At 64.5% G+C, this 10,571-nt stretch carries 10 protein-coding genes; 7 read left to right on the top strand and 3 right to left on the bottom strand.

Annotation, left to right across the window (positions count from 1 at the left end; translation table 11 throughout):
- The first annotated feature begins 551 nt into the window (after positions 1-551).
- From AX724_RS15225 to AX724_RS15195, 7 genes are all read left to right on the top strand, one after another.
- Positions 552-1,175, top strand: a complete 624-nt coding sequence (locus tag AX724_RS15225) for an NIPSNAP family protein (protein WP_066767921.1) — start codon at positions 552-554, stop codon at positions 1,173-1,175.
- A 59-nt stretch (positions 1,176-1,234) separates the two neighbouring features.
- Positions 1,235-1,996 carry an SDR family NAD(P)-dependent oxidoreductase gene (locus AX724_RS15220; RefSeq protein WP_066767919.1) on the top strand — a complete coding sequence of 254 codons (762 nt, stop codon included), beginning with the start codon at positions 1,235-1,237 and terminating at the stop codon, positions 1,994-1,996.
- Positions 1,997-2,093: 97 nt separating this feature from the next.
- Entirely contained in the window at positions 2,094-2,771 is a 678-nt protein-coding gene (locus AX724_RS15215; RefSeq protein ID WP_066767918.1) for a glutathione S-transferase family protein, read from the top strand.
- Positions 2,772-2,887: 116 nt separating this feature from the next.
- A complete protein-coding gene (locus AX724_RS15210; protein WP_066767917.1) occupies positions 2,888-3,412 on the top strand; it encodes a 2Fe-2S iron-sulfur cluster-binding protein in 525 nt (174 codons plus the stop codon).
- Positions 3,409-4,395: an FAD binding domain-containing protein gene (locus AX724_RS15205; RefSeq protein ID WP_066767916.1), complete on the top strand. Its 987-nt coding sequence runs from the start codon at positions 3,409-3,411 to the stop codon at positions 4,393-4,395. Before AX724_RS15210 ends, AX724_RS15205 begins: the two co-directional genes overlap by 4 nt.
- Complete coding sequence (locus tag AX724_RS15200) at positions 4,392-6,653, top strand: xanthine dehydrogenase family protein molybdopterin-binding subunit (protein WP_066767915.1); 2,262 nt, start codon at positions 4,392-4,394, stop codon at positions 6,651-6,653. Before AX724_RS15205 ends, AX724_RS15200 begins: the two co-directional genes overlap by 4 nt.
- Positions 6,650-6,829 carry a hypothetical protein gene (locus AX724_RS15195; RefSeq protein ID WP_066767914.1) on the top strand — a complete coding sequence of 60 codons (180 nt, stop codon included), beginning with the start codon at positions 6,650-6,652 and terminating at the stop codon, positions 6,827-6,829. Before AX724_RS15200 ends, AX724_RS15195 begins: the two co-directional genes overlap by 4 nt.
- A 161-nt stretch (positions 6,830-6,990) precedes the next feature.
- Here AX724_RS15195 and guaA read toward each other — a convergent pair whose 3' ends face one another.
- The 3 genes from guaA to AX724_RS24085 all read right to left on the bottom strand — a co-directional run.
- Positions 6,991-8,562 carry a glutamine-hydrolyzing GMP synthase gene (gene guaA, locus AX724_RS15190; protein WP_066767913.1) on the bottom strand — a complete coding sequence of 524 codons (1,572 nt, stop codon included), beginning with the start codon at positions 8,560-8,562 and terminating at the stop codon, positions 6,991-6,993.
- 41 nt (positions 8,563-8,603) lie between these two features.
- Positions 8,604-9,854, bottom strand: a complete 1,251-nt coding sequence (locus tag AX724_RS15185; protein ID WP_066767911.1) for a TCR/Tet family MFS transporter — start codon at positions 9,852-9,854, stop codon at positions 8,604-8,606.
- A 192-nt stretch (positions 9,855-10,046) separates the two neighbouring features.
- The coding region (locus tag AX724_RS24085) for a hypothetical protein (protein WP_066767909.1) at positions 10,047-10,571 on the bottom strand (525 nt) is incomplete at its 5' end.

Raw genomic sequence — 10,571 nt, 5'->3', positions numbered from 1 at the left:
TTTTTGCACGCCGATCACCCCACGAAGGGGGTGCCTATTGCACGCTGATCCTCAGCTACTCCCTAAAATGCCCTCCGGATATGATGAGAAACTGGCCCTGATATCAGGATAGCCGATGACCTTGGCCATCGGCGGAGCTGTTTGGCGCGCCTCGACCATGCCGATGATCTATTCCTCGCTAAACGGCTCTTCCGCATCGGTCCGCGCCTTCGTTGGATCAGGCCCCCTATGAGATGGAGGAAGCGGGGTGCAGATCTCGCAGTGTTTAGCCGTCTTTGTGCCTCAAATTTCAAGAGCGTGAACAAGCGGTAAGATCCGCATTATTCCCATGAACACAGTCGCGTACCGGAGTATCCCACGTACAGTCTTGGTAGTCATGCAAAGTTCGGCGAAAAGTCGATGGCATATCTCCAAAGGCTCGACAAAATATACGATGCAAGACGCGTACCGTAAGCCGTCTTCGGACGTAACTGCCGCCGACAATTGTGCTCCAGAGAAGGCATCAAGGTTGGTAATTTGCGTTGTTCTTGCTGCTGGATGAGGAGTGAGCAATGATTGTTGAAATTGCGGACCTGAATCTGAAGCTCACCGCGCGCCCGGCGGGGCCGAATAGCGTGGCGGAAGCGGCAATGCATGACATCGAATCGCAGCCGGGGAAACTCGTGGCCTGTTGGCGCCCGGAGTTCGGTCCGTTCAGCCATTTACTGCTCATTCGGACATTCGAGGACGCCGGCGAATGGTATAGCGAGCGGCGGCGAATTTCGACCAGCTCGAACCCCTTTGGATGTGGCGATGACCTGATCGACCTATCGTTCGAAGCCTATGAACCCTATGATGGATTTGAATTCCCCGTCGGGTCCGTCGGGCCGTTTTTCGAGATGCGCAGCTACAAGGTGAAGCCGGGCGGCTTCCATCCGCTGAGGCCTGAATGGACGGCGATCAAGCCGGAGCGGGATCGCTTTTCGCTCACGATGATGGTGATGGGCTCGCTGGACGGGTCCTCGCGTGCAGTCAGCATCTGGCCTTACCAAACGCTTGAGCAACGCGCCGATATTCGCGCGAAGGTCTTTGCCGAATGCAAGGGTTGGCCCACGCCATCGGGCATTCACTTCTTCGATCCCGCCAGGATGATAAGCAATCTGTATATGCCGGTCCCGGGTTCACCTCTCTTTTGAATGACCGCAGTCAATAAAATTTAGAATAAAAATTGGCCGAACAGTAATGGAGATGGATAATGGCAATTCTGGATAAGTTCAGGCTGGATGGCAAGGTCGCGGTAGTCACGGGCGGATCCGGCGGCATCGGGCGGGGCATCGCCCTGGCGTTCGCCGATGCCGGAGCTGACGTCGCCATCATTTCCCGCACCAAGAGCGCGGTCGACGAGACCGTCGAGGATCTGAAAAAATTTGGTCATCGCGTGCTGGGCATCAGTGGTGATGTCAATGAAAGATCGACAATCCCGAACGCCCTGGATCAAGTCGTCAAGGAGTTTGGCGCCATTGACATCATGGTCAACAACGCGGGGAGCGGCGAGGACGCGCAATATACATGGCCTATGCCGCCGGAGAACTGGGACACGCAGATGGCGTATAATGCGCGCCAGAAGTTCTGGGGCTCGCAAGAGGCGGCTCTTCGCATGCCCGACGGAGGGCGGATCATCAATATCTCGAGCCGCTCGGCCCTGCATGCGTCTCCGGGCTTTGCCGCTTACGCGGCCGCGAATATGGCGATCATCTCCTACTCGCAGACCTTGGCCGCGGAACTCGCGCCGCGCGGGATCACGGTAAACTGCATCACGCCGGGCGTGGTTTTCACCAATGGTATCGTGAAGTCGCTCAATAGCACGCCGGAAGATCTGCAGACCAATCCGCGCTGGGCAGCGCCCATCGGGCGCGTAGGTCAGCCTTCCGACATCGGCGCCGCGGCGCTGTTCTTCGCGTCTCCCGCAGCGGAGTGGACGACCGGCCAGTGCCTGACTGTCGCGGGCGGGCGATAAACAAGCTCCAGCCTCTCGCTCGAAACGGCGTCGATGTGTCGGCGCCGTGGAAAGCGGGAAGATCTTGCTATGGAATATGACTATCCCTGGAGAGGTTATGACGCAGATTTATCATATGCCGGGAACGCGCTCCATCCGCGCGATTTGGGCAGCCGAGGAACTCGCGCTTCCTTATGAAGCGATCATCAAGCAGCGTGCCGAACTGAAGCTACCTGATTTCATCGCCGTCAATCCGCTTGGAACCGCCCCGGTCATCCGCGACGGCGATGTCGTGTTCCACGAGTCATGCGCGATCGTTCAGTATCTGGCGGATCGATATGACACCGCCAATCGATTTTCTCCGGCTTTGACCGATCCGGCGCGTGGACCTTATCTGCAGTGGATGCACTTTCCCGAGGCGACCCTCTGGCCGATGATAGACGCGTTCATCGCTTCGACGGGGATCAGAACCGGCACACCGCCCAATGAGCAGGCGATGGCTGCCGCAAAAGCCAAGATAATGAACATATGGAATCATTTCGACAACATCTTGAGTGACCACCCCTATATTCTGGGCGACAAATTCACTTTTGCCGATATCGCTGTCTACTTCGGCATGCTGACAGCCACGATGCTGAACGCTGTGGACGGTAGCGAAACGAAGCATGTGCAAGCCTATGCTGAACGGATGAAGGCGCGCCCGGCCTTCCAGAAGGCGAGTGCGTTGCCGGAAGGATGGACGAATCAACCCCCCGGCTCGGTCGCCACGCCGCCCATCCTACGACGCGGAGCGTGATCCGGTATCTGCGGACTGCCCGATGACTATTGGATCACGCTTGGTATCGGAACCCGATCAGCGGTTCGCTCGAACGACGCCCCTGGGCGGGGGGATCTCAGGGACGGAGGCCGGCAATGCAGTTCACGATCAACGGCGCATCGATCGAGGTAACGGCCGATATCCGGACGTCGCTCCTTGATCTGCTGCGTGAGCATCTTCGGCTGACCGGTACCAAGAAGGGCTGTAACCAGGGGGCGTGCGGGGCCTGCACCGTGCTGGTCGACGGGGAGCGGATAAATTCCTGCCTTGCGCTTGCGGTGCAGTATGAGGGGCGCGCCATTACCACCATCGAGGGCGTTGGCGCGCCGGACGCGATGCATCCATTGCAGCAGGCGTTCATCGAGCATGAAGGCTTCCAGTGCGGCTATTGCACGCCGGGCCAGATCTGCTCGGCTATGGGCGCGCAAGCCGAATGGGAACGCGGCCTGCCGAGCGCGCTGACCGCCGATCTTGCTGCCGGCACGTTGGTGATTGATCATGACGAACTGCGCGAACGGATGAGCGGCAACCTCTGCCGCTGCGGCGCCCACAATGGCATCGTGGATGCGATCCGCGCGGTGCTGCTGCCGGAAGCGGAAATGCCGGAGGCCACGGAATGATCGAATTCAGCTATGCGCGCGCCAAGGATGCGCCCGAGGCGCTCGGGCTGTTCGGCGTCGGCGCGGGTGCCAAATATCTCGGTGGCGGCACCAACCTCGTCGATTTGATGCGCGAGACGATCGAGGCGCCCGCCCACCTCATCGACGTCACGGCGCTGCCCGGCGGGATCGAAGAGACCCCCGGCGGCGGCCTCAGGATCAGCGCTGCGGTTAAGAACACGGCGGTTGCGGAGCACTTGCTGGTGCGCCAGCGCTATCCGGTTCTCGCGCGCGCGATCCTGTCCGGCGCGTCGGGCCAGATCCGCAACATGGCGAGCGTCGCCGGCAACATCCTCCAGCGCACCCGCTGCTATTATTTCTACGACGATGCCGCGCGCTGCAACAAGCGTTCCCCCGGCGCAGGCTGCGACGCGGTCGATGGCTTCAACCGCATCCACGCGATCCTCGGCGCCTCGAGCAGCTGCGTCGCGACCCACCCGTCGGACATGTGCGTGGCGCTTGCCGCGCTTGACGCGATCGTCCACGTCACAGGACCGGGCGGCGCGCGGACGATCCCCCTTGTTGAACTTCACCGGCTGCCGGGCGGCACGCCGCAGATTGAGACCGAACTCGCCGCCGGCGAGCTGATCACCGCGGTCGAGCTGCCGCCGCTGCCGTTCGCCGCGCGCTCGGAGTACCGCAAGGTGCGTGATCGCGCCTCCTACGCCTTCGCGCTCGTCTCGGTCGCCGCCGCGCTCGATCTCGATGGCGGGACGATCCGCGATGCGCGGATCGCGCTCGGCGGCGTAGCGCATAAGCCCTGGCGGGCGCGGGCCGCCGAGGAGGCGCTGAAGGGGCAAGCCGCCGGAGAGACGACCTTTCGCGCGGCAGCCGAAGCCGCGCTCGCCGGAGCCGTGCCGCTCAAGGACAACGCATTCAAGATCGAGCTGGCAAAGCGCACGATCACGGCCGTGCTCGGCAGGCTGTCAGGAGACGCCGCATGAGCATCCTCGACGATCCCGAGAATGGCGCGCAGGCGCGCACCGACGGTCTCATGGGAAAGAAATCCGACAGCTGGAAGGCGGGCGGCACGCCTGATCCCCTGATCCACCAAAAGCACGGCCTGATCGGCAAGCCGGTCTCGCGGATCGACGGCCCGCTCAAGGTGAGCGGGAAGGCGCCCTTCGCGGCCGAGATTGCGATGGACGCCATGCTCTATGCGCAGATCGTCTTCGCGACGATCGCCAAGGGCCGTTTAGCGAGACTGGACACCAGTGCGGCCGAGGCCGCGCCCGGCGTCGCGCTGGTGATGACCTATCACAACGCACCGCGCCTCGCGCCGATGCCGGTGGTCTTCACCAGCCTCAAGGCGGGCGGCAATGACGGCATACCGATCCTGCAGGACGACAGGATCAGCTGGAACGGTCAGCCTGTCGCGGTCGTGCTGGCCGAGACCCAGGAGCAGGCGGACCATGCCGCGACCTTGATCCGCGTCGATTATGTGCCCGAGACGGCGGTGACCACCTTTGCTCAAGCCAAGGCCAATGGAACCGAGACTGCTGTGTTCGCCGGACAGCCGATGCACTTCGAGGTCGGCGACGCGGAGGCGGCGCTCGCCGCCTGCGAGGTGCGCGTCGAGCAGATCTATCTGACGCCGCGCCACAACCACAATCCGATCGAGCCGAATGCGGTGACGGTCACGTGGGACGGCGATCGCATGATCCTGCACGATGCCTCGCAGCTCGTGGCGAACACGGCCTGGTCGCTCGCGCAGATTTTCGGGATCGAGGAGGCGCAGGTCGAGGTGCGTTCGCCCTATGTCGGCGGGGGCTTTGGCGGCAAATGCCTGTGGGTTCATCAGGTACTCGCGGCGGCGGCCTCGAAGATGGTCGGGCGGCCGGTGCGCATGGCACTTTCGCGCGAGGGCGTTTACCGGCTGATCGGAGGACGCAGCCTCACCGAGCAGTATGTCGCGATCGGCGCCGACCGCAGCGGTCGCTTCAAGGCCATCATCCACACCGGCTTCAGCGCCATGACGCCGCACAACGCCATCCCCGAGCGGTTCATCCTTCCAACCAAGGCATCTTATGCGTCGGAGACGATGAAGCTCGACGTGCAGGTCGCGCGGATGGACATGCTGTCGACCACGGCCATGCGTGCGCCGGGCGAGGCGGTCGGCACCTTCGGGATCGAAAGCGCGATCGACGAACTCGCTGTCGCGCTCGGCATGGACCCGATTGAACTGCGTATCCTCAACGAGCCTGAGAAGGACCCGCTGACTGGGCGCGCCTTCTCGCAGCGTGACATCGTCAAGGCATGGCGCGACGGCGCGGCGGCGTTCGGCTGGACCAAGCGCAACCCGACGCCGCGCGCGACGCGCGAGGGCGAATGGCTGATCGGGCTGGGCTGCGCCAAGGCGACCTACCCCTATCATCGCATGCCCGGCGGGGCGGCCCGGATCACGATCCGCAAGGATGGCACCGCACTGGTCGAGATCGCCGCCCACGACATGGGCATGGGCACGGCCACCGCGCAGACCGTGGTCGCGGCCGCGCGGCTTGGGCTCGAGCCCGCGCAGGTGACCTTCGCCTACGGGGACTCGTCGCTGCCGGGGGTGGCGCTGGTGGGTGAACTGATCAAGCTCGCGGGGAACGACTCGCCCATCGCCGGGCTCGAGGCTCACGAGGTGGCCGGGCTCAACGGCGGACTCGCCAAGATCGACGAGCCCGGGCGACACGAAAGCTATGTCTCGATCCTCGCGCGCGCTGGACGCGAGGCGTTCGCGATCGAGGCGGAGGCGCCGCCGCCGATGGAGCTGGAACAATGGTCGATGCACTCGCATGGCGCGCTGTTCTGCGAGGTTGCGGTTAGTGCCGTGACCGGCGAGCCGCGCGTGCGCCGGCTGCTCGGCGCCTTTGATTGCGGGCGCATCATCAATCCCAAGACCGCCGCGAGCCAGCTGCGCGGCGGGATGATCATGGGACTTGGCCTCGCCCTCACCGAGGAGACGCTGTTCGACGAGCGCTCGGGCCGGATCGTCAACCCGAACTTCGCCGAATATCATGTGCCGGTGCATCTCGACGTGCCCGCGATCGAGATTCTGTGGACCGACATACCCGATCCGCGTGCACCCATGGGCGCACGCGGCGTCGGCGAGATCGGTATCACCGGGGTCGGCGCCGCAGTCGCCAACGCGATCTACAATGCGACCGCAATCCGGGTGCGCGAGGTGCCGATCACGCTCGACAAGCTGCTGGGTTGATTCCGAGCCGCCAGGAAGGGCATCGCCCCGGCGCGGGTCGTGCCCTTCGCACAGCATGGAACTGGTCGTTCAGGCGGGATGGCGAGGAGATCGACGTCGAGGTGAAGGGGCCGGTCGCCCTCCACGATCACGAACTGATGATCGAGACCGCACTGGCCGGTGTTGCGCTCGCCTAAGTGTGGGAAGACCGCGCGCATCCGCATATCGAGAGGGGGCGGCTGATATCCTGCCTCGCCGACTGGATCATGCCCGAGGACCGGCTCTACCTTGACTACCCGACGCGCCGTTACATCTCGGCCGGATTGCGGTATCCGACGCTATCCGAACGTACGACCCGTCACTCCCACTCGATCGTGCCGGGAGGCTTGCTTGTATAGTCATAGACGACGCGGTTGATGCCCTTGACCTCGTTGATGATGCGGGTCGCGACGCGGCTGAGGAACGCGGCGTCGAAGGGATAGATGTCGGCGGTCATGCCGTCGGTCGAGGTGACGGCGCGCACTGCGCAGACGCTGTCATAGGTGCGGTGATCGCCCATCACGCCAACGGTCCGCACCGGCAGCAGCACGGCGAATGCCTGCCAGATCGCATCATAGAGGCCGGCGTTGCGGATTTCCTCCAGATAGATGGCGTCGGCCTTGCGCAAGATATCGCACCGGTCCTTGGTGACTTCGCCGGGAATGCGGATGGCGAGGCCTGGGCCGGGGAAGGGATGGCGGCCGACGAAAATGTCCGGCAGCCCCAGTTCCTTGCCCAGCGCGCGCACTTCGTCCTTGAACAATTCGCGCAAGGGCTCGACCAGCTTCATGTTCATGCGTTCCGGCAGGCCGCCGACATTATGGTGCGACTTGATCGTCACTGACGGACCGCCGGTAAAGCTGACCGATTCGATGACGTCGGGATAGAGCGTGCCCTGCGCCAGGAAGTCCGCGCCGCCGATCTTCTTGGCTTCTTCCTCGAACACGGCGATGAATTCGCCGCCGATGAACTTGCGCTTCTTTTCGGGATCGGTGAGGCCGGCAAGGCCGCCCAGGAAGCGGTCCTCCGCGTTCACATGGACCAGGCGAATGCCATAATGTTCGCGGAAGAGGCTGACGACCTGCTCGGCTTCGCCCAGCCGCATCAGGCCGTGATCGACGAACACGCAGGTCAGCTGATCGCCGATCGCCTCGTGAATGAGGACCGCCGCCACCGCGCTGTCGACGCCGCCTGAAAGGCCGCAGATCACGCGGCCCCCATTCGGACCCACGCCCACCTGCTCGCGGATTTCGGCGATCTTGGTCGCGCGGAACTCCGCCATCGTCCAGTCGCCGGCAAGGCCGCACACATGGCGGACGAAGTTGGCGAGCAACTTGGCGCCATCGGGCGTATGAACGACTTCGGGGTGGAATTGCGTGGCGTAGAAGCGCTTTTCCTCGTTCGCGGTGATGGCGTAGGGCGCGCCTTCGCTGACCGCGACCACCTCAAACCCCGGCGCGAGGCGCGTCACCTTGTCGCCATGGCTCATCCATACCTGATGGCGCTCGCCTTCGCTCCACAGGCCGTCGAACAGGGCGCATTCGCGCTTCACTTCGATGAAGGCGCGGCCGAACTCACCGCTCTCCCCGCCTTCGACATTGCCGCCCAGCTGCTGCATCATCGTCTGCTGGCCGTAGCAGATGCCGAGGACGGGCACGCCCGCGTCGAAGAAATGCTGCGGCGCGCGGGGGCTGTCGTCCCACATGACCGAAGATGGGCCGCCGGACAGAATGATGCCCTTCGGCTTCAACCGCTCGAACGCTTCGGCGGCGGTGTTGAAGGGGGCGATCTCGGAATAGACCCCGGCCTCGCGCACGCGCCGGGCGATGAGCTGGGTCACCTGGCTGCCGAAGTCCACGATGAGGATATTATCCTGAAGGGGCAGCGTCATGGGAATCGCCTCTGGATGGATGGGAAGGGCTTCGCGCCCGGTTAGTCGCCCGGTCCCGATATGTCCAGTTGCGCCGTCGCCCCCTTGTCCGCACGCCACCCGATCAACGCCGCGCCAGCCAGGATCGCCGCCGCGATCAGGAACGCGCTGCCGATAAAGGGCAGGAGAGGATGCGCGCCCATGGACAGCGAATAGACGGTGCCGAAGAAGAGGGGCGATGCGATGCCGGCGATCGCGCCGACGCTGTTGTTCGCCCCTTGAAGCTGTCCTTGTTCGGATTCGCTGACATGGCGGGTCATCAGCGCCTGGATGGTCGGCATGGCGAGGCCCCAGAGCGCGTTGGGGAACATGGCGGCGATGAACAGGCCCTGGTCGGGGGCAAGGCCCATGGCCGCCACGCCGATTGCGCCGAACGAAAGGCCGACAACCATCGTGGTGCGATCGCCAAGCCGCTTCACCACCGGCCCAGTGAGCAGTCCTTGCACGCCCATGTCGAGGACGCCGACCAGCGCCAGTAGCGCACCGACCTGCCATGCCCCCCAGCCGTACCGGTCGCCGGCGTAGAGCACGAAGACCGCGGAAAAGAGGTGGTGGGCGAAATAGAGCAGGAAGTTCACCATCGCCAGGCTGGACAGTTCGGGATGAGACCGAAGCAGACGGAGCGCGCCGAAGGGATTGGCCCGCGCCCAGCTGAACCCCATCCGTTTATCCGGGGCGAGCGATTCGGGCAGGATGAACAGGCCGTAGAGGAAGGCGAGGCCCGACAGCGCGGCCGCCGCCCAGAAAGGCGCGCGTAGCGAGATTTCTCCCAGCACGCCCCCGACCAATGGTCCGGCGACGAAGCCTGCGCTGAACGCCGCGCCGATCAGGCCATAGCCCTTGGCCCGCGCCTCTGGCGGGGTGATGTCGGCCATATAGGCGAAGGCGGAGGTGAAGCTGGACGAGGTGACGCCCGCGAGGATGCGGCCGAGGGCGAGCCACCAGAGATTGGGGGCGAGCGCCATGAGCATATAATCGAGCGCGAGCCCCGCGACAGAAACGAGGATGACCGGGCGTCGCCCGAACCGGTCCGACAGCGATCCGATTATGGGCGAGCAGAGAAACTGCATCCCGGCCCACAGCGCGACGAACAGGCCGTTCCACACGCCCGCCGACGTGCTGGAACCCGACAGGGTTTCGATGAGCGGCGGCAGCACCGGTATCACGATGCCCATGGACATGACGTCGAGCAGCGCCGTCACCAGGATGAAGGCGATCGCGGCGGTGCGGCGCGGGAGCGGCGGAGCGGACATGGGAAAGGGGCTAGCCTGCGGGGCGGGCGATGCCAAGGACCGGAAGGGCGTTTTGCGCCTGCCTCCGAAGTTCACACCGACATTGCCCGGAAAAGCGCCGAATCTTCCGCGACGCGCTCCCGAAGCGCTTCGGACGCCGCACCGACGCGCCCGCGAAGCCTCGCTGACGCGTCCCTTCCTATCGGTGGGGCGTCAGCGGGAGGCGACGTCGCGGCTCAGATAGACCTCAGCGACCCGGCCATCCTTCATCGCGCAGGTGAAGCGATGGGTGGTGCCGCCGGTCGCGCGATAGCCGGCGCGGCTCTCCACCTCGCCGTCGATATTATAGGCATCCGGGCCTGTCGCGCGGGGCGCGCCGATCTGGCGGACCTCGGCATAGCCGGCCCGCTGGCGCTGCGCCTCTTCACGCGCCGCGATCGCGCAGGCGTCGGCCATCGCATCGTCGCGGCTGTTCGCGTCGGCGATGTCGGAAAAGTCGGCATCGTTTCGCGGCGGCGCGCCGTTCTGCACATCCGCGCCATAATCGGTGCCCTCGCGCGGCGGCGGCGCATCATCGTCGCCATGGGCGTGGTCGGCGCTGCCGCCATTCCGAGCCTTGCTGTCCTTCGCCATGGAAGAGGCGACGATGGCGACCGCGCCGACCAGCGCGGCAACGCCGATCGCGTCGCCCACGCCAAAGCCATCGCCACGCCGATGATGCCGATCCCAGCCCCCCCG

This window comes from Sphingobium sp. CCH11-B1 (assembly GCF_001556865.1).
Lineage (GTDB): Bacteria > Pseudomonadota > Alphaproteobacteria > Sphingomonadales > Sphingomonadaceae > Sphingobium.
The sequence above is the reverse complement of the archived record's forward strand: the minus strand, read 5'-3'. Positions and strand labels throughout refer to the sequence as shown.